The sequence below is a fragment of the Arthrobacter sp. TWP1-1 genome, from assembly GCF_049897845.1.
Taxonomy (GTDB): domain Bacteria; phylum Actinomycetota; class Actinomycetes; order Actinomycetales; family Micrococcaceae; genus Specibacter.
Genome location: NZ_JAFCXC010000004.1, coordinates 173,318 through 192,382, shown reverse-complemented (window position 1 = coordinate 192,382; position 19,065 = coordinate 173,318). Strand labels below are relative to the sequence as shown.

Sequence of the window (19,065 nt, the reverse complement as noted above, 5' to 3'; positions counted from 1 at the left end):
CCTGATTTGCGCGCCTAGGCGGCCGCGGTGAGCTCGCCGCGGCCGGCAAGGTGTGCGTCCAACTCAGACTCCAGACCTGCCGTGTCGTAGGAGCCCGTGAAGATCGGTGTGCCCGGTTCGAAGGCAGTTCCGTTGGTGAGGAGACCGGCGTCGACCGCGTCAAAACCCAGTCGCTCAACAAACTCCAGAACCATGGCGCGGGTTTCATCGTAGTCTGCGGCAACCGCCAGCGCACGCCTGTCCGCCGCGCCGGCAGGGCGGGCGTCGAGCTCCAGTTCGTGATAGCCAATGTGGTTCAGCGACTTCGCCATATGGGCTTCGGGGATGTGCGTCAAGACCATTTCAGAGCTCGACGACGCATCCTCCAATTCGGGCATATCTCCGTTGGTGTCGTGCCAGAAGTTCATGGTGTCAAGCACATGCTTGCCAGCCAGTGCTGCAGGGTCGAGGGTGCGGAACTTGTGCAGGGGAACCGATAGGACCACAAGATCGGCCTGCGCCATCGCCTCCTCGGCCGTGACGGCCGTGGCGCCCGGGGCCATGACGGAGATGATCAGGTCAATCTTTTTGGGGTCCCCGGAGGCTGCGATCAGTACACGGTATCCGGCCTTCAATGCCTGCCGAGCAACGCCCGTGCCGACCTTCCCGGCTCCGAGAATGCCAATAGTTTTCGTGCTCATGCGCGTGATTCCTTGCTGGTGCTCGTCTTAAGTTCCGCATCGATCAGCGGTTTGACCTCGGTGCCGAAAAGTTCAATGGACTTCAAAACATCCTTTTGCGGGACGGATGCGATGTCCATTTCCAGGATGTGACGGTCGTGGCCCATATGTTGGTGCGTGAGCAGAATCTTCTCCGCCACCTGTTCCGGGGTGCCGGCATAAATGGCGCCTGCGGGTGCAGTCTGCATGTTGTAGCTGATCCGGTTGGGCTGTGAGAAGCCGCGCTCGCGGGAAATGCCGTCCATGAGGTGGCGCCAATACGGGTAAAAGGTTTCCGTGGCGCCGTTCTTGGCAACAAGTCCGACGGCGCTGACGCCCACCTTGAGCGCCTCGGCGTCGTGCCCGGCTTGTTGCGCTCCGGTGCGGAACAGCTGCGCGTGCCGGGAAAAGTTGCTGATGGAACCGCCCAGCAGTGCGTAAATTACGTTGGTTCCGAGGGCGGCCGCGCGTGCCGTTGAACTTGGGGTGCCGCCGGTGGCGATCCAGATGTCCAAGTTGTTATTCACCGGACGTGGGTAGATGGTGGCCTGATCCAAGGAGGGGCGGAACTTCCCGCTCCAGGTGATCGGTTCTTCCTTATTTCCGGCCTCGTTGAGGGCCAGGAGAAGATCGATCTTCTCCTCATAGAGCTCCTCATAGTCATTCAAGTTGGCGCCAAACAACGGGTAGGACTCAATGAAGGAGCCACGCCCTGCCGTTACCTCGGCACGGCCACCGGAGAGTAGGTCAAGCGTTGCGAATTGTTGGTAGACGCGAACAGGATCCTCGGTGCTCAGGACCGTGACGGCTGAACCAACTTTGATGTGCTTGGTTTGCGCGGCGGCTGCGGCCAAAACAGGAATCGTGGAGGAGACAGCGTAGTCGGCGCGGTGATGTTCACCGATGCCGAAATAGTCCAAGCCCACTTCGTCGGCCAGCCGGGCCCGTTCAAGGAGGTCAGCCATTCGCTGCTCGGCGCTGATCAGGGATCCCGTGACGGGGTCCGCGTGGACGTCGCCAAAGCTGTAAATGCCAAGTTCCATCAAGTGCTCCTCAAATCCCGGTGATGCCACCACCGCACCATAAATATGCGCTGTTCTACAGATCATCTTATCTGAATATGATCTGTAGTAAAGCCCATTAGTCAGTTATGATGGATGTCATGAGTAATAGCACCGCAATAGAACCCCAGACCATTGATTCCCGGGATGATTTTGGCTGGACGCTGGGCGTTCTGGTGCGCAACTATCAAAATGCCTCACTGGCGGCCATGGGTGAGTTCCCGCATGGGCCGCGCGGTTATCAGGTTTTGGTGGCCGTAGTGAGCGGGGAGCAGCCCAATCAATTGGCGCTGGCTCAGCACCTGGGCATTGATAGAACCGTCATGACCTATCTGATCGATGACTTCGTTAAGGCCGGCCTGGTGGAGCGGCAGCTGAACCCGGCCGATCGCCGCGCCCGCCTAGTTGTCGCCACGGATAGCGGCCGCAACGAACTCGAGCGGCTACAGCACGCGGTTCTCGAAGCTGAAAATACAGTTCTTGGCGTCCTGGCTGACAAGGAGCGCGAGGTCTTCCGTTCACTGCTGCGTCGCGTGGCCTGTGAGTCGCCGGCCGTTTCTGAGCACAGCCTTGGGGCCTGCGAAGCTGTGGAGGAAATGCTGGGCGCAAGCAAGAAGTAGCCGCTCGCGTTAGGCTTTGGGCTAGTTCTTTTTGGACCGAGCTCTGCCCATGGTTGCGCCCGGCGAATACGAGCACTCGATCAGCAGCTGCGGCAGCGGCTGATCCTTCTTGTCAATCTGGTCAATCAGAGCGTCGACGCCCAACCGGCCCAGTTCATCGGCCGGGGAAATGAGTACAGCCATTTCCGGCTCAGACATGCTGGCCGTGTCGAGTGACGAGGCTATCGCCAAGACGGAAATGTCATGCGGCAGGCGGTAACCGGCCTGTTGCAGCCCGGCGACGAACCCCGGTCCGGCGTGTTCGTTCATCATCAAAACGCCCGTAGTTTTGGGGTGCTTGGCCGCAAATTCCTTGGCCAGCTCGCGGCCTCCTGCTGAAGAATGCAGTCCGCTCATGATGGCACCCGTGAGGCCGCGTTGGGCCGTGACTTCGCCGAACGCCTTGCGGGTCCTGGCCACCGGGCCGTAGCCGCCGAGCAGCTGGTTGCCCACTCCGCCGTCGATCAACACAAGATCGGTGTGGCCTAGTTGAATGAGCCGGTCCACGGCGTTCTCCACAGCAGATTCAAAGTCAACGTCAACAAAGGGGATCCCCGTGGTGTCCCGGGTTCGCCCAATCAGGGCGAACGGAATGTTGCTTCCGGACAGCTCAACCACGCGCGGGTCATCGAGTTGAACCTCCATGAGGACCACCCCATCCACCAAGCCTGAGGACGTCAACTCGGTGACTGCCTCAGCGTCGTTACTCATGGGCCACAGCACCAAGTTGTAGCCACGAAGCCGGGCTTGATCTGCGGCGCTGGTGAAAAAACGCACCGAGGTTGGCGAGAAACGATGCTGCAGGGCCGGGTACAGCAGGGCCAGTACGTGAGTGCGGCCCCGGGCTAGTGCGCTGCCGACGGCGTTGCGGCGGTAGCCCAGATCTTTCATGGCGGCTTCAACCTTGGCCCGCGTTTTGGGTGAGACGGGTTTTGAATTGTTGATGGTGAATGAAACCGTCGCCAAAGACACGTTCGCCAGATTGGCCACATCCTGCATGGTCGCCACGTTGCTCCTCCCAGTTGCTCTGGGTCAAAGCTACCCCACTCGACGTTAGTCATAGTCTGCTGCACCGTCGACACAAAGTAAAGCGCTTTATTTTTTTCTTGACACGGCGGTATTGACGAAGGCATGATCGATGTCACAAGCAAAGTAAAGCGCTTTACTGCAGAGTCTTCGGAGCTGCGCAGGAACCACCAATGGCGAGGATTCCCTCAGCCACTGCACACCGGTTCCTGGCTGGAGCGCACACGTTGACCAGCACAAAGCGCGTGGAACCACGCATCACGTAACCGAGCAAAGGAGCTACCCGTGAAGATTCGCACTAAGACCCGCTTGACCAAGTTTTTGGCCCTAGCAGCCGTCGCCCCGTTCGTCCTGACAGCATGTGGAGGCGGAGGTAGCAACGCTTCTGGCGACGCAACCAGCCTGACACTCATGGATTACTACAACAACGATCCCGACAAGGCCCTGATTCAAACGGCCATCGACAAGTGTGCAGCGGATATTGGTGTCACGATTACGCGTGAAGTGGTGCCCGGAAAGGACCTGATTCAGAAGGTTCTGCAGAAATCGTCATCCAAGACGCTGCCGGACATTTTGATGCTGGACAACCCGGACGTGCAGGAAATTGCCTCCACTGGCGGTTTGGCACCGCTCAGTGATTTCGGTGTGGATACTTCCGGGTTTGCTCAGGGCATGCTCGACGCCGGCACCTTCGAGGGTGAGGTTTATGGGCTGGCTCCTACCGCCAACACACTGGGTCTGTTCTACAACAAGAAGCTGCTGGCCGATGCCGGCCTGAAGCCGCCCACAACGTGGGAGGAACTAAAGACAACAGCAGCCACACTGACCAGCGGCGACCAGTATGGTCTGGCCTTCTCGGCCATTGCCACCTATGAGGGTGCATGGCAGTTCCTGCCGTTCATGTGGACTAACGGTGGAAGTGAAACCGAGCTGGATTCACCCGAGAACAAGGAAGCGCTGCAGCTGTGGAAGGACCTGATCGGCAGTGGAGCGGTATCCAAGGGGGCCATCAACTGGGGTCAGGGTGACGTCAAGGACCAGTTCATGGCCGGCAAGGCCGCCATGATGATCAACGGCCCGTGGCAGATTCCGGCACTCAACGAGGACGCCTCGCTGGAGTGGGGCTCCGTTCAGGTGCCTGTCAACAAGGCAGGCCAGACGCCCACAGCACCTTTGGGTGGCGAGGTGTGGACCATTCCGCAGACCGGGGATAAGGCCAAACAGGCCAAGGCCGCCGAGTTCATTAGCTGCTTCACCGCAGGAGACACTCAGGTGGCCCTCGGTTCAGAGCGCTACACGGTTCCCACTAAGCCGGAGCTTGCCAAGGAATATGTTGAAAAGATGCCGGACATGGCGTCCTTCACCGAGCAGATTGCCAACGCGCGTTCACGCACGGGCAACCTTGGTGCCGAATGGCCTAAGGCTGCAACCACCATCTACACGGCTATCCAGCTGGTGCTGACGGACAAGGCCACCGTCGATGAGGCCTTCGCCCAAGCCGCCAAGGGCTAACGCCAACACCATTTCGACGCCGGTTCCGCACTCAAAGTTGCTGCGGAACCGGCAGTGAGGCCACCATGACTTCCCTTTCAACAGATGCGCCCGCTGCACCCGCCACCCGCTCCGGTAGGAGAACAGGTACACCCGTAGCCAGGCCGCGGCAGAGTTTTTGGGCCCGCGAAAACATCGCCAAGATCCTCTTCGTCGTCCCCGCCGGCGTCTACATGCTGGCGTACTTTGGCTACCCCGTGGTCAAAAACCTCGTCATGAGCATGCAGGACTACACAACCAAGACTTTTTTCACCGGTGAAGCCCCGTGGGTTGGGTTCCAAAACTACGTAACTGTCATCAGTTCAAATCTGTTCGGGCCAGCGTTGCTCAACACGGCACTGTTCACGGTGGTCTCCATTGCTGGTCAGTTTGCGATTGGACTCGCGCTGGCATGTTTCTTCAACCGCAACTTTCCGCTCAGTCGCTTCCTGCGAGCCATGTTGCTGCTCCCGTGGCTGCTGCCACTGATCGTAGCCAGCGCCACCTGGCGCTCCATCCTCGACCAGGATTCGGGAATCCTCAACCAATTCCTTGGGACCTTTGGCATCCCCGCCATTCCGTGGCTGACAAGCCCCGATGTGGCCCTGATCGCCGTCATCCTTGTCAATATTTGGGTGGGGATTCCCTTCAATGTCACGTTGCTCTATGGCGGACTGCAAGACATCCCTGCGGAACTTTATGAGGCCGGACAGCTGGATGGTGCCACGGGGTGGAAGGCGTTCCGTCACATCACCTGGCCCAATCTTCGCCCGGTTGTCAGCGTGGTGTTGATCCTTGGTGTTGTCTACACCATCAAGGTTTTGGACATCATCTTGGGCCTGACAAACGGTGGCCCCGCAAACTCGACACAAACCATCGCCGTGCGGTCTTATCAGGAGTCCTTCGTCAATTTTGAGTTCGGGGTTGGTGCAGCCTTCTCCAACATCCTGATCATCATTTCCCTCGTATTCGCCGTCATCTACCTGCGGGCCAATCGCCGCGCCGTCGATGAGTAGGAGACCTCAATGACCACTTCACAGCTCAATCCATCGGGCATTCGCGTGAGCGCGCTCCGGCGTCGGGCCATCAAAACCCGGACGTCCACCGTACTGGGGTTCCTTTTCCTGGCCTTTATGTTGTTCCCCATCTATTGGATGGTCAATGCCTCGCTGCAGCCGTCCGGCAATACTCTCTCGGCGGACTTCTTTCCGTGGAATCCAAGTTTTGCCGGCTATGAAAAGGCCATCGCAGATCAAGGTAAGAATCTGCTGACGAGTCTTGTCATTGCCCTCGGGACCGTGGTTGTCACCCTCGTCATCGCAGCCCCGGCCGCATACGCACTGGCTCAGTTCAAATTCCGCTGGATTAGTTGGGCGCTGCTGGCCATTTTGATCGCCCAGATGATTCCCGGTGTTGTCATAGCCAACGCCCTGTACACGGCCTACAACAATCTGGGCCTTTTGAATTCCATCTCTGGCCTGGTTCTTGCCGATGCAAGCCATGCCATTCCGTTCGCGATCTTGATCATGCGGGCATCGATGATGAGCATTCCGGCGTCGATCATTGAGGCCGCACGTGTGGACGGGGCGGGCCAGTTCAGGGCCTTTATCTCCGTCGCCATGCCCATTGCCAAGAATGCGCTGATCACGGCCGGCCTCTTTGCCTTCCTGTTCGCCTGGAGTGACTTCCTCTTCGCCCTGACACTAACCACCACGGATGAGATCCGCCCTGTGACTCTGGGCATCTACCAATACCTTGGCACCCAGGTCTCCAACTGGAGTGCTGTCATGGCAACTGCCGTGCTGTCATCCTTGCCGGCAATTGTGCTCCTCGTTGTGGCGCAGAAGTACATTGCCGCCGGTGCTACCGGTGGGGCCGTCAAATAGCGGCGCCCCCAGCTAGCCAGCATGAAGCCGAACAGGCCAACCCCTCAACTCACGCAAACCCATTGCAGAAAGCGAAAACAATGTCTGGAATCACCAGCCCCGAAACTCCCATCAACGTCGTTGTCTGGGGAGAAAACCGGCACGAACAAATTGAGCAATCCGTCAGGGACATTTACCCGGACGGCATGCACACCACCATTAAAGAAGGCATCGAAGAGAACCTGGGCGCCGATGCCCGGGTGACGACGGTGACCCTTGATGATCCCGAGCACGGGTTGACCGAGGAAGTTCTCGCAGCCACGGACGTCCTCGTCTGGTGGGGCCACGCTGCCCACGACGAGGTCTCCGATGAGGTGGTTGAGCGCGTGCACAAGCATGTCCTGGCGGGCATGGGCCTGCTGGTGTTGCATTCGGGTCACTGGTCCAAGATCTTCGGCAAGCTCATGGGTACCTCCTGCACGCTGCGCTGGCGTTCGGAGCAGGATCGCGAACTTGTCTGGACAGTTGACCCGACCCACCCCATTGCCCAGGGTGTGCCGCACCCGTTCATCATCCCTGCCCAGGAAATGTATGGCGAGTACTTCGATGTTCCCGCCCCGGACGAGCTCATCTTCCTCTCGACCTTCACCGGTGGAGAAGTGTTCCGTAGCGGCATGACCTACCGCCGCGGATTCGGCAAGATCTTCTTCTTCAGTCCCGGCGATCAGGACTACCCGGTGTACCACCAGAAGGAGATCCGCAAGGTCATCTCCAACGGAGTTCAGTGGGCCAAGACGCTTCGCCCGGAACGCGCCGAGCCTGTGCTGCTGCGCTATGACACCGAAGACTTCTACAACGGCCAGGGCTACCAGGGAGCGATCGCCAATTGAGCACCTTCGCGACTATTGAAACACCCGGTCCGCTCCGCCTCGTCCAGGTTGGCGCCGGCGGCATGGGAAAGGCCTGGATCGAAGCGATCACGGCGAACCCGGACGTAGAACTGGTGGGCCTCGTCGACCTGAACACGGACACGGCTCACGAGGCGCTCGCGGAAAAGGGCATCGACGGCGTTCTGGTGGGGACCAGTGTCGCTGAGATCGCCGCCGCAACCGGTGCTCACGCCGTCGTCAATGTGACAGTGCCCGTGGCGCACCATCCCGTCAACGTCGAGGCATTATTCGCAGGGTTGCCGGTGCTGTGCGAGAAGCCCGCGGCTCCGACGGTTGCCCAGGCGCTGTCTCTTGCCGCCAGCTCGGAAGCGAGCGGTCAGCTGTTGATGATCAGCCAGTCCCGGCGCTACTTCAACGCCCTTGCCCAGCTCAAGGCCGTCACCGGCGAACTGGGGGAGATCGGCATGATCACCACCGAGTTCTTCAAGGCGCCGCACTTTGGTGGTTTCCGTGAGGAGATGGACCATGTTCTGTTGGTGGACATGGCCATCCACCCGTTCGACGCCGTCCGTTACCTCACGGGGCAGGACCCGGTCAGCGTGTACTGCGAGGAGTTCAACCCTGCTTGGAGTTGGTACAAGGCCGACGCCGCTGCTACCGCCATCTTTGAGTTTTCCAGCGGCCTTCGCTATGTGTACTCAGGGTCCTGGTGCGCTGACGGCCAGGAGACATCCTGGAACGGGCAATGGCGCGTGAACGGTGAACGCGGCACCGCGCAATGGGACGGGGAGCAAGCTCCCGTTGTCGAGGCCACTGATGTGGCTGGCGGGCAGCTCTTGGTTCCTGCTGCCGCCGACCATCCGGAACAGATTGCGGGTTCCCTGGCCGAGTTCGCCTCCGCTGTCCGCACGGGCGTGGTGCCGGACGGTCAGATTCACTCCAATGTGCATTCCTTGGCCATGGTGGAGGCGGCTGTGCTTTCCGCCGAAACCGGCCAGCGAGTGCGGATTGATGACGTTCTGACGGCTGCATACGCGCAGGCATTGGACGCGGAGAAGAATGCGGACGTCAAAGCCGTCCTGTCCGGCTGGGGATCGCCGCTGGGCCGCTTCGCCGGCCAGATGGACGCTGCCAGCCGCTAGGGTTGGCGGCGCGGCGGTTCCTGAACCACCAACAATTCTTGGCCTATCGCACATCCACTGAGCGGATGTAGCGTTGACTTTATGCCGCCGGAAAACGATGGCGACGTGCTCAGTCGACGTGGCGCGATGCCTAAGAAGGGGATGCTGTCCATGACCAGCAGGGAGAGCGGTAAGCCGGAAGTTCACAAGCTAGCCACGCCCACTGGGGCCCACCCCGACGTCGCCTTTACCCTGCCGGAGACCATGACCGGCAGGGTAAGCCCCGCGAAAACGGCTGTCGGCGACAAGCCGGTCTTCGCTTACATCGCCAGCCTGCCGCAGCCGCAGCGTGGCATCGGCGAAGCCGTCGATGCGCTGGCGGCCAAGACGCTGCCCGAGCTCCATCGCTCCGTGAAGTGGGGGATGTCGTACTACGGCGTCGGCGACGGGTGGTGCTTTTGCTGCGGCGCCTTTGCCAGCCATGTCAAGGTCATGTTTATCAATGGCGCGGCGCTCGAACCGGTACCCCCAGTGACCCCCGTGGGGATGGGCAAGACGACGCGTGGAGTGGAACTCGAATCCCTGGACGATATCGACGAACGCCAGATCGCGGATTGGATGAAACAAGTCGCGTCCGTGCCGGGAGTTGGGGGCAAAAAACGTTGAACCCAAGCCGATGGGGAGTCAGTCCTTTGTCAGTTCCTCGGCGAGCATCACGAGGATTCCGCTGGGGCCGCGAAGGTACGTGAGCTTATAAATATCGGCGTAATTCGCCACACCTCGCAGTGGATAACATCCGTGTTTTGCAGCTATTTCGAGGGCCTCATCGATGTTGTCGACCGAGAAGGCCACGCGGTGCATACCGATGTCGTTGGGACGAGTTGGCTGCGTCTCGATTGCCTGGGGGTGGATGTATTCGAAGAGCTCAAGCCGACCGTGACCATCTGGGGTCTGGAGCATCGCGATCTTGGCATGGTTACCATCAAGCCCGACGGCGGTGTCGGTCCAGTCGCCGCTCACTGTGTCGCGGCCAATAACGGTAAGGCCGAGATCGGTGAAAAAGGCGATGGTTTCTTCAAGGTCGCGAACGGCGATGCCGACGTTTTCAAGTTTTATGGCCATACCTTGAAAGCTACCAAGGCGTTCCGATTAACTCCAGAGTCTAGCTATCTTGCTCTGCGCCCAGCGACAACCAGTTTTCTCTTGTGGCCAACGCGGCCCCTTCGGAATCCCCAATGCTGGCCAGCTTAATAATCTGCGCGTGTGCCGAGATCGAATGTCGAGCCGCATCCGTGCTGAAGCGTTGGTACTCGCTGCGTCGAAGAACGGGCATGGCCTGCTCCAGGACCTCTGGAATCATGGCGTTCGCGGAGGCTTCAACCATCACGGCGTGAAACTGGTCGTCGGCACTCAGGGCGGCATCGACGTCGTCCGCATCTAGTGCTTCGGCGAAGTCCGCGTTCGCGGCGACCATAGCCGCGAGCTGGTTCGGGCCCAGTGCAGGCACGGCCAGCCGGGTGGCCAGCTCATGCATGGCGGCCACCACTTGCCGCGCATTCGATGTTGCTGCGGGGTCAACGGGGGCCACGATGGTTGCCCGACCAGGCTGGGACACGATGAGCCCGGCCCGCTCGAGGCGTAGCAAGGCCTCGCGGATCGGGGTTCTGCTCACTCCGAGCCAAGCCTCCAATTCGGGATCACGCAGCCGCTCGTCCGGGGCAAAGGTGCCGTCAATGATCGCGTCACGGATGGATTGGTACACGTCGTTGCGCAACAGGGAGCGCTTGTGAATTCCATGGGGCAGGGGAGTGGGCATGCAACATAGGATATATCGCACCGACCGACAGTGGGCTGACCGCGGGATCGTTGCCGCCAATCGGAACCCCGGGTGCATGTAAGTAGAGCCAGTGAGACCCTTGACAGGATTGTGCAATTGGTATGCAATATATTGCATCCCGCAAGTCACGCATCCAACCCACGAGGACGTCATGGCCATCACCGATTTTGAACGTTATCCGCTGACTTTCGGACCTAGCCCTATTCACGATCTTCCTCGCCTGAGCACGCACCTAGGCGGTGCCACGATCTGGGCCAAGCGTGAGGACGTCAATAGTGGACTGGCCTTTGGTGGCAACAAGACGCGCAAGCTCGAATACATCGTCCCTGACGCCATTGCCCAAGGTGCGGACACACTTGTCTCGATTGGTGGCTACCAGTCCAACCACACGCGGCAGGTTGCGGCCGTCGCAGCAAAACTTGGCATGAAGGCCCGCCTAGTCCAGGAAAACTGGGTCGATTGGCCGGATCCGCTCAGCGACCGGGTGGGGAACATCCAGCTCTCGCGGATCATGGGCGCCGACGTACGCCTAGACAAAGCTGGCTTCGACATTGGCATCCGCAGCAGTTGGGAGCAGGCCATCAAGGAAGTCGAGGATGCGGGAGGCAAGCCCTACCCGATCCCTGCGGGCGCCTCCGAACATCACCTCGGCGGCCTCGGTTTCGCCAACTGGGCTTACGAAGTTGAAAAGCAGGAGCAAGAGATGGGCATTTTCTTCGACACCATCATTGTCTGCACTGTCACCGGATCCACCCACGCCGGCATGATTGCCGGATTCGCCGGCCAGGACCGTCCGCGCCGCGTGATCGGCATCGACGCGTCCGCCACGATTGAAAAAACCCGTGCCCAGGTGGCCCGGATCGCCCGCCATACGGCAAAACTGATCGGCTTAGAAAGAGAACTTCGCGACGAGGAAATCGACGTCAGGGAAGGCTGGGCCGGTGACCTCTACGGCATTCCCGTCGAGTCCACCATGGAAGCCATCCGACTTTCCGGCTCGCTCGAGGCCATGATCATCGATCCCGTCTACGAAGGAAAGTCCATGGCGGGGCTCATTGACCTGGTGAAATCCAAGGAAATTCCGGCCACCAGCAACGTCCTCTACGCACACCTGGGCGGGCAGCTTGCACTCAATGCCTACAGCGGGTTGTTTCGCTGACCTGGGCGAAAAGAGGTCGCTGAAGGGAGTGGCGAAAAGTAGCGAAAAGTTTGTGTGATTTTGTGTTGAATGCTTGGCGTCGTGTGCGTTAGGGTAAGTAATTGTGAGATAGATAACGCAGCCCCCGCCCCGCGCCGATCGCTCCGCCTTTAAAGGTGGATTGCCGGATCGCGCCATGTACGCCTGCCAATCCACGAATCTGTAAGAAGGCCGTAGTGCGCTCTTTTCCCTTTAAACCCGCTGGAAAGCCCGACCTCCGATCACCCAGCCGTTACCTCCTGTGGTTGGCAGGAGCCCAGCGCGGAACACTCCTGATGGGCATCCTGTACGGCACAATCTGGACGGTCTGCCAGGCGCTGACCCCGTATGTTCTTGGCCAAGCCATCGATTTAGGCATTCTGCCTGGCAACTTCAGCCAGCTTTCGGCCTGGGTTGGATTGCTGGTGGGCCTGACCATCATCCAGTCGATCTCGGCCACCTTGCGTCACCGCGCCGCCGTCAGCAACTGGATGCAGGCAGCATTCAGGTCCTCGCAAGTGGTGGGGTACAAGGTGACACGCAGTGGTGACGCCCTGCCGCAAAAATTCTCCACCGGTGAGGTGGTATCCACCAGCGCGTCCGACGCCATGCGCATTGGCGAAATTTTCGACGTCATCGCCCGCCTGGCAGGTGCCGTGATCGGGTACCTGTTGGTCTCCTTCCTGGTGTTCCAAACTTCTTGGCAGCTGGGCCTGGTGGTCTTGATCGGCGTGCCACTTTGTGGTGCTGGCATGCTGTTTGTGATCCGTCCCCTGCAACGCCGCCAAAAGGATCAACGCGAGGCCTCCGGACAAATGACGGCCCTAGGCGCCGACACCGTGGCCGGACTGCGTGTTCTGCGCGGCATTGGCGGCGAGCACATCTTCGTTGAGCGCTACCGGGAACGGTCACGGGCAACGCAGCTCGCCGGCAACAAGGTGGCCTATTCCCTGGCCGATCTGGACGCCGCGCAGGTGTTCGTTGTTGGTGTATTCAGTGTTGCGTTCACCTGGATCGGTGCCCTGCAGGCTGTTTCTGGCCAGATCGAGGCAGGTCAGCTCGTGGCGCTCTACGGGTACGCGGTCTTCCTCGTTTCGCCCATCCGCACGGCCGCCGACGCCGTCTCTCGCTTCATCCGTGCCCAGGTTGGTGCGAAGCGAATCATCGACGTTTTGGCCACCCCGTCCGCCGTGCACGACGCCGAGACAACAGTTTCCTCGCCCTCCTCACCGAGTGCTTTGCATGACTCGGTCTCGGGCGTGGTGATCTCCCCGGGTGGGCTGTGCGCTATCGTTTCGGGCGATCCCGCACAGTCCGCAGACCTTGCCCGCAGGCTGGGCCGTTTTGAGGATGCTGTCCTGCGTGAGGCGCAGGTTCGGTGGGGCGATGAGGCTCTGCACCTCATGCCGTTGCGCGAGGTTCGTTCCCGCATTGTGGTTTCCGATGCGGAACCCCAGCTGTTCACGGGAACGCTGCGTGAAGAATTGGATCCCGCCGGGAACCACAGCGACGCGCAGATCATGGCCGCCATTGATGTGGCCAGCGCCGATGACGTCTTTGACGGGCTGGAAGACGGGCTCAATGATGAGGTCACCGAGAAGGGCCGCAGTTTCTCCGGTGGACAAAGGCAGCGCCTGACGCTGGCTCGGGCCGTGCTGACCGACGCCGAGGTCCTGGTGCTGATCGAACCGACCAGCGCCGTCGATGCGCACACCGAATCCCGGATCGCCACGGCCCTGCGCCGCACACGGAACACACCGGGGCACACCACAGTGGTGGTCACGGCTAGTCCGCTTTTGCTGGGCGCCATGGACACGGTGGCATTTCTGCAGGACGGCAAGTTGCAGGCGCAGGGAACACACCGTCACCTGCTGGACACTGTCCCGGAGTACCGCAAGGTGGTCATCCGTGGCGAAGGCATGGACGGCCACGGCACCAACGTAAGCAGCACCAACCAGACAAGCGGCACCCACGCAAGCAACGGCGTCGAACTAATAGAAGACAGCACCACGCACGGAGGGGAGAACTAATGGCTGAAACCAAGCTGCCTGTTGCGGATTCCGCCCAGGTCAAGGCCGAGGGGCTGCGGCTCTTGCGCATGCACAAAAAGCCGCTCGCCGGCGTGGTGGGTCTCTATGTGGTCTCCGCCGTCGCCGGGCTGGCGGGACCGTTCATGCTGGGCCGCCTCGTGGACGCAGTCAGCGTTGGCACCACGGCCGGCTTTGTCGCCACCGTTGCGCTGAGCCTTGCCGGGTTCGTGATTGTCCAGACGCTGCTGGCCCGCTGGGCTCGGCGCAAGGGCATGGTGTTGGGCGAGAAGGTCTTTGCTCAGCTGCGTGAGGAATTCATGGAGCAGGTCACCTCCTTGCCGCTCTCAACGGTGGAAAAGGCCGGTACGGGTGACCTGGTTTCCCGTACAACCAATGACGTGGACGCGGTCTCACACACCGTGCGCTTTGGAGTTCCGCAGGTGCTCGTGTCCGTGGCGACCATCGCGCTGACCGTGGCCGCCGCAGTGTTCACCAGCCCGCTCGTCGCAGTGGCGTTGGTGATTGGTGTGCCGCTGTTGGTACCGGTCACGCGCTGGTATCTCAAACGCGCCACGCCTGGTTATTTGGCTGAGCGTGAAAGCTACGCCGGGCTCAACGGCGCCATCACCGAGACCATCGAGGGTGCCCGCACCGTGGACGCGCTCAGCCTTGGCCCGATCCGTCGCGCCCGGATCGATGCCGCCCTGCGCAACTGCTATGAGAAAGAAAAGTACACGCTGGGCCTGCGCACAGTGCTGTTCCCGGTGGCGGAACTTTCCTTCTGGCTCCCGGTGGCCGGCGTGCTGCTCTGGGGTGGCTGGCTGTCCTCGCAGGATCTGGTCACCACGGGCATGGTGGCAACGGTTGCGCTGTACGCCATGCAGCTCATCGACCCCGTGGACACGCTCATCATGTGGATCGACGAGATCCAGGTTGGCGCTTCCTCGCTGGCCCGCATTGTGGGCATCCGTGAGGTCAAGGCGGACCGCATCGCTACCGACGCCATCCCCAGCGATGACCTGCTGGTAGTGGACAAGGCCCGCTACGCTTACCGACCCGGGCACGATGTGCTCCACGGGATCGATCTCACGCTCAGGCCCGGGGAGCGAATTGCCATGGTGGGTCCCTCCGGCGCGGGGAAGTCCACGCTGGGGCGCCTGCTGGCCGGCATTCACGGGCCAACCTCCGGCTCGGTCACGGTAGGCGGCGTGCCGTTGGTGGACCGCCCGCTGGACGAGCTGCGTGGCGAGGTTGCCCTGGTCACGCAGGAGCATCACGTGTTTGTGGGGACCTTGGCGGATAACGTTCGCCTGGGCAAGGCAGATGCCAGTGACGCCGAGATCGAAAAGGCCCTGTCCGACGTCGGATCCCTCGCGTGGGTGCGCGCCCTCCCCAAGGGCTTGGCTACCGAGGTGGGCTCGGGTTCGCACACGCTGACACCAGCCCAGGCACAGGAGTTGGCGCTCGCCCGGCTGGTGCTGGCTGATCCGCACACGCTTGTGCTGGACGAGGCAACATCGTTGATCGATCCGCAGGCTGCCCGCGATCTGGAGTTCTCACTCAGTGCCGTCCTTGAGGGGCGGACGGTCATTGCGATTGCGCACCGGCTGCACACCGCGCACGACGCCGATCGGGTGGCCGTGGTGGAAAAGGGGCGAATTTCAGAGCTTGGCTCGCATGATGAACTGTTGGCGCAGAACGGCTCCTATGCGGCCCTGTGGAATTCGTGGCGCCAGGACGCCTGATCCACCCTGTTGGTCGGCCGGAAAAGCGCGTACCGTTCAAAGCGGGGGACGCGTTGGACCGGCCGGCCCGGTGCGTAACTACTTGGAATGACAACTTGGAATCACAGGGAGTTCACCATGCCTGACAAACAGCCACACCACCACGAACACAAAAAGGTCGACAAGGGCCACGCCATCAAGGCCAAACGCGCACTGAAGAAGGCGCGCGGAGCGGCCGATGAATCTGCGGATCCCGTAGCCCACATCACGAAGAAGCGTTAGTGCCAGTGCCGAAGTGCCGGCCAGCTACATGCATATGCATGGAATAGCCGGCCGGCGCCTTTCGTTATGCCAACCATGGAAACAAATTTCAAGAAGCGCATAGGATTCCTGTCCTTCGGCCACTATGGGACGGGCCGCGGCTCGCAGACCAACTCGGCGGCCGACGCCCTGCACCAGGCGATCGACCTTTCCGTTGCCGCCGAGGAACTGGGCATCGACGGGGCGTTCTTCCGCGTCCACCACTTTGCCCGGCAACAGGCCGCACCCTTCCCGCTGATGGCTGCCATCGCGGCGCGCACCAGCCGGATCGAGATCGGCACCGGCGTGATCGATATGCGTTATGAAAACCCTTTGTACATGGCCGAGCAGGCTGCCGCCACGGATCTGATCAGCGACGGGCGGCTGCAGATCGGCGTGAGCCGTGGTTCACCCGAGCCCGCCGCCAACGGTGCCGCCGATTTTGGCTACCATCCCCTTGACGGCGAAACGGATGCAGACATGGCCCGCCGGCACACGGCTTCCTTTCGGCACGCGATTTCCGGCGCCGGCGTGGCCGAGCCCGGCGAACATGCGTACATGGGTGGCGAGCGGCTGTTGCGGATCGAGCCGCAGGCGCCCGGCCTCTCGGAACGTATTTGGTGGGGAGCGGGCTCCCGCGCTACCGCGGTCTGGGCCGCGCGGCAGGGGATGAACCTCATGAGCTCAACTCTTTTGACGGAGGATACCGGCGTGCCGTTCGATGAGCTCCAGGCCGAGCAAATCCAGTTGTTCCGTGACGAGTGGGCCAAGTCCGGTCACAGCTTCACGCCGCGAGTTTCGGTCAGCCGCAGCATCATCCCGGTGGTTGACGACACCGACCGCATGTACTTTGGCCTTCGCGCCCAAGCAGACAGTAAGGACCAAGTTGGCATGATCGATGGCCTTCTTGCACGCTTCGGCAAGAGCTACATGGGTGACCCCGCAGATATTGCCCGCGACCTTGCCGCCGACGCCGCCGTTCAGGCTGCGGACACACTCATGCTCACGGTGCCCAATCAGCTGGGAGTTGCCTACAACACAAAGATGCTGGCCAACATTGCCGAGCACATCGCGCCTGCCATCGGCTGGGAGCCAGCCACCGCCTAAGTGTGCCGATTCAGGCATTGGGCGGGTGCCGCCGTCGTACTTTAAAGTTCGACGGAGGCACCCGGCATTGCCCTGCATTCGCGCCTCCAGACGGGTGGGGGAATGCAAGCGCGGTCGCGGTGGTAAAATCGGCATAGGAACCCCTAAATTTTTAGCGATACCGGTCAGCTACTGGCCGAAAGAATCGCAACAAACGGCGGCGCAACATCGCCAGCCTGACGCCCACAACACCATAAAGTCTGGAATCCATGAGAAGAACAGCTCGCCAAACCCCACCCGCCCTCGCCGACGGTGCCATGCGCATCGTGGCCCTTGGTGGTCTGGGGGAGATTGGCCGCAACATGACCGTCTTCGAATACGCAGGAAAGCTGCTGATTGTTGACTGCGGCGTACTGTTCCCCGAGGAGCACCACCCCGGCGTCGACGTCATCATCCCCGATTTCTCTTACCTGAAGAACCGCTGGCAGGACGTTGTTGGCCTGGTGCTGACTCACGGCCACGAGGATCACATTGGCGGTGTCCCGTACCTGCTTAAGCACCGCGGCGACATTCCCGTGATCTCCGCAAAGCTGACCCTTGCGTTCCTGAAGACCAAACTTGATGAACACCGCATCAAGGGCAAGATGATCCAGGTCAAGGAAGGCGACCGACGCAAGTTCGGCCCGTTCGACGTCGAATTCCTCGCCGTCAACCACTCCATCCCGGACGGCTTGGCCGTTGCCATCCGTACGCCCGCCGGCCTCGTGCTGGAAACCGGCGACTTCAAGATGGACCAGTTCCCGCTGGACAAGCGCATCACCGACCTCGCTGGCTTTGCCCGTCTGGGTGAGGAAGGCGTGGACTTGTTCCTGCCTGACTCCACCAACGCTGAGGTTCCGGGCTTCTTGGCAGCCGAGGCTGACCTGATCCCGGCTATCGATCAGGTTATGCGCACCGCGCCGCGCCGCGTTGTTGTTTCCAGCTTCGCGAGCCACGTGCACCGCATCCAGCAGATCATCGACTCTGCCCACAAGTACAACCGCAAGATCGCCTTCGTTGGCCGCTCCATGGTCCGCAACATGACCACTGCGCGTGAACTTGGTTACCTGAAGATTCCGCGCGGCATGCTCGTTGATGCCAAGGAACTTGAGCGTATGGCCCCCAACAAGGCCGTGTTGATCTGCACCGGATCACAGGGTGAGCCCATGGCCGCCTTGGCTCGTATGGCCAGTGGCGATCACCAGATCAACCTGACCGAGGGCGACACCGTTCTGTTGGCCAGCTCGCTGGTTCCCGGTAATGAGTCCTCGATCTACCGCCTCATCAACGACCTCACCAAGCAGGGTGCCAACGTTGTTCATAAGGGCAACGCCAAGGTGCACGTCTCCGGTCACGCCAGTGCCGGCGAGCTCGTGTACTGCTACAACTTGGTTCGCCCGAAGAACGTTATGCCCGTTCACGGTGAATACCGCCACCTGAAGGCCAACTCCGAGCTGGCCGTCCGCACCGGTGTTGACCCGAAGAACGCGTTCATCCTTGAAGACGGCACCACGATCGACCTCAAGGACGGCGTTGTTAAGGTATCCGGTAGCGTTCCGGCTGCTTATGTCTACGTTGAGAACATGATTCCCGGCGCAGCCACCGAGGAGTCTCTGCAGGACCGTATTCGTTTGGCCGAAGACGGTGCGGTTACCGTTCTGCTGATCGTTGACCCGGACAGCGGCAAGATCGAAGAAGACCCGGAGTACTTCGCAGTGGGCTTCAACCTCGCCGAGAAGGACATCGACAAGGCCACCGTCATCGTTGAGAAGACCATAGCTTCGCTCCGCGGAGAGAAGACGGGCCACGGTGCCGAGAAGGCCATCGCCGAGGCACTGTTGCGTTGGTCGGACCGCGCACTGCGCCGCAAGCCGGTCTACACGGTCATCATCGTCGAAGCGTAAGCTTTCCGCGGGGCTCGCTGGTCGAGCCTGTCGAGACCAAGTGCCGCCGTCGTTCATCATGAACGACGGCGGCACTTGGCTTTTAAGGGTGCCTACTTCGCGAGGACGGGGCCAACCC

At 60.9% G+C, this 19,065-nt stretch carries 18 protein-coding genes; 13 read left to right on the top strand and 5 right to left on the bottom strand.

Translation table 11 applies throughout. The annotated features are described in order from the left end of the window. Positions 1–14: 14 nt before the first annotated feature. Together ACP7B9_RS09625 and ACP7B9_RS09620 are read right to left on the bottom strand one after the other, a co-directional pair. Positions 15–680 carry an NADPH-dependent F420 reductase gene (locus ACP7B9_RS09625; protein ID WP_425862828.1) on the bottom strand — a complete coding sequence of 222 codons (666 nt, stop codon included), beginning with the start codon at positions 678–680 and terminating at the stop codon, positions 15–17. Beyond that, positions 677–1,741, bottom strand: a complete 1,065-nt coding sequence (locus tag ACP7B9_RS09620) for an LLM class flavin-dependent oxidoreductase (RefSeq protein WP_425862826.1) — start codon at positions 1,739–1,741, stop codon at positions 677–679. The genes ACP7B9_RS09625 and ACP7B9_RS09620 overlap by 4 nt, the downstream gene beginning before the upstream one ends. A 119-nt stretch (positions 1,742–1,860) precedes the next feature. On the opposite strand from ACP7B9_RS09620, the gene ACP7B9_RS09615 reads away from it, so the two are divergent. Further along, positions 1,861–2,379 (top strand): MarR family winged helix-turn-helix transcriptional regulator, encoded by a 519-nt coding sequence (locus ACP7B9_RS09615; RefSeq protein ID WP_425862824.1) that lies wholly within the window; start codon positions 1,861–1,863, stop codon positions 2,377–2,379. Between the two features lie 21 nt (positions 2,380–2,400). On the opposite strand, the gene ACP7B9_RS09610 is transcribed toward ACP7B9_RS09615, so the two are convergent. Beyond that, positions 2,401–3,417 (bottom strand): LacI family DNA-binding transcriptional regulator, encoded by a 1,017-nt coding sequence (locus tag ACP7B9_RS09610; RefSeq protein WP_425863139.1) that lies wholly within the window; start codon positions 3,415–3,417, stop codon positions 2,401–2,403. Between the two features lie 312 nt (positions 3,418–3,729). Here ACP7B9_RS09610 and ACP7B9_RS09605 point away from each other — a divergent pair, with 312 nt between their 5' ends. From ACP7B9_RS09605 to ACP7B9_RS09580, 6 genes are all read left to right on the top strand, one after another. Further along, a complete protein-coding gene (locus ACP7B9_RS09605) occupies positions 3,730–4,956 on the top strand; it encodes a sugar ABC transporter substrate-binding protein (protein WP_425862822.1) in 1,227 nt (408 codons plus the stop codon). 65 nt (positions 4,957–5,021) lie between these two features. After that, positions 5,022–5,990: a carbohydrate ABC transporter permease gene (locus ACP7B9_RS09600; RefSeq protein ID WP_425862821.1), complete on the top strand. Its 969-nt coding sequence runs from the start codon at positions 5,022–5,024 to the stop codon at positions 5,988–5,990. Positions 5,991–5,999: 9 nt separating this feature from the next. Then, complete coding sequence (locus ACP7B9_RS09595; protein WP_425862819.1) at positions 6,000–6,860, top strand: carbohydrate ABC transporter permease; 861 nt, start codon at positions 6,000–6,002, stop codon at positions 6,858–6,860. 80 nt (positions 6,861–6,940) lie between these two features. Further along, entirely contained in the window at positions 6,941–7,729 is a 789-nt protein-coding gene (locus ACP7B9_RS09590; protein ID WP_425862817.1) for a ThuA domain-containing protein, read from the top strand. After that, a complete protein-coding gene (locus tag ACP7B9_RS09585) occupies positions 7,726–8,871 on the top strand; it encodes a Gfo/Idh/MocA family protein (protein ID WP_425862815.1) in 1,146 nt (381 codons plus the stop codon). The genes ACP7B9_RS09590 and ACP7B9_RS09585 overlap by 4 nt, the downstream gene beginning before the upstream one ends. 81 nt (positions 8,872–8,952) lie before the next feature. Further along, positions 8,953–9,516 (top strand): DUF1801 domain-containing protein, encoded by a 564-nt coding sequence (locus ACP7B9_RS09580; protein WP_425862813.1) that lies wholly within the window; start codon positions 8,953–8,955, stop codon positions 9,514–9,516. Positions 9,517–9,534: 18 nt separating this feature from the next. Here the strand turns inward: ACP7B9_RS09580 and ACP7B9_RS09575 are convergent, their stop codons facing one another. Together ACP7B9_RS09575 and ACP7B9_RS09570 are read right to left on the bottom strand one after the other, a co-directional pair. Further along, entirely contained in the window at positions 9,535–9,972 is a 438-nt protein-coding gene (locus ACP7B9_RS09575) for a VOC family protein (RefSeq protein ID WP_425862812.1), read from the bottom strand. A 40-nt stretch (positions 9,973–10,012) separates the two neighbouring features. Beyond that, positions 10,013–10,666: a GntR family transcriptional regulator gene (locus ACP7B9_RS09570; protein ID WP_425862810.1), complete on the bottom strand. Its 654-nt coding sequence runs from the start codon at positions 10,664–10,666 to the stop codon at positions 10,013–10,015. Positions 10,667–10,838: 172 nt separating this feature from the next. Between ACP7B9_RS09570 and ACP7B9_RS09565 the strand changes: the two genes are divergently transcribed. The 6 genes from ACP7B9_RS09565 to ACP7B9_RS09540 all read left to right on the top strand — a co-directional run bounded on the left by ACP7B9_RS09565 (position 10,839) and on the right by ACP7B9_RS09540 (position 18,947). Next, positions 10,839–11,846 carry a 1-aminocyclopropane-1-carboxylate deaminase gene (locus tag ACP7B9_RS09565; RefSeq protein WP_425863137.1) on the top strand — a complete coding sequence of 336 codons (1,008 nt, stop codon included), beginning with the start codon at positions 10,839–10,841 and terminating at the stop codon, positions 11,844–11,846. A gap of 215 nt (positions 11,847–12,061) precedes the next feature. After that, positions 12,062–13,894, top strand: coding sequence for an ABC transporter ATP-binding protein (locus ACP7B9_RS09560; RefSeq protein ID WP_425862808.1), 1,833 nt, complete (start codon positions 12,062–12,064; stop codon positions 13,892–13,894). Further along, positions 13,894–15,639 carry an ABC transporter ATP-binding protein gene (locus tag ACP7B9_RS09555; RefSeq protein WP_425862806.1) on the top strand — a complete coding sequence of 582 codons (1,746 nt, stop codon included), beginning with the start codon at positions 13,894–13,896 and terminating at the stop codon, positions 15,637–15,639. Before ACP7B9_RS09560 ends, ACP7B9_RS09555 begins: the two co-directional genes overlap by 1 nt. 117 nt (positions 15,640–15,756) lie before the next feature. Continuing rightward, the gene (locus ACP7B9_RS09550) at positions 15,757–15,900 is read left to right on the top strand and encodes a hypothetical protein (protein ID WP_170835477.1); all 144 of its coding nucleotides are present in this window, start codon (positions 15,757–15,759) and stop codon (positions 15,898–15,900) included. Between the two features lie 66 nt (positions 15,901–15,966). Next, positions 15,967–17,025 carry an LLM class flavin-dependent oxidoreductase gene (locus ACP7B9_RS09545; protein WP_425862804.1) on the top strand — a complete coding sequence of 353 codons (1,059 nt, stop codon included), beginning with the start codon at positions 15,967–15,969 and terminating at the stop codon, positions 17,023–17,025. A 248-nt stretch (positions 17,026–17,273) separates the two neighbouring features. Then, on the top strand, positions 17,274–18,947 hold the full coding sequence (locus ACP7B9_RS09540) for a ribonuclease J (RefSeq protein ID WP_425862802.1): 1,674 nt from the start codon (positions 17,274–17,276) through the stop codon (positions 18,945–18,947). The last annotated feature ends 118 nt before the right edge of the window (positions 18,948–19,065 follow it).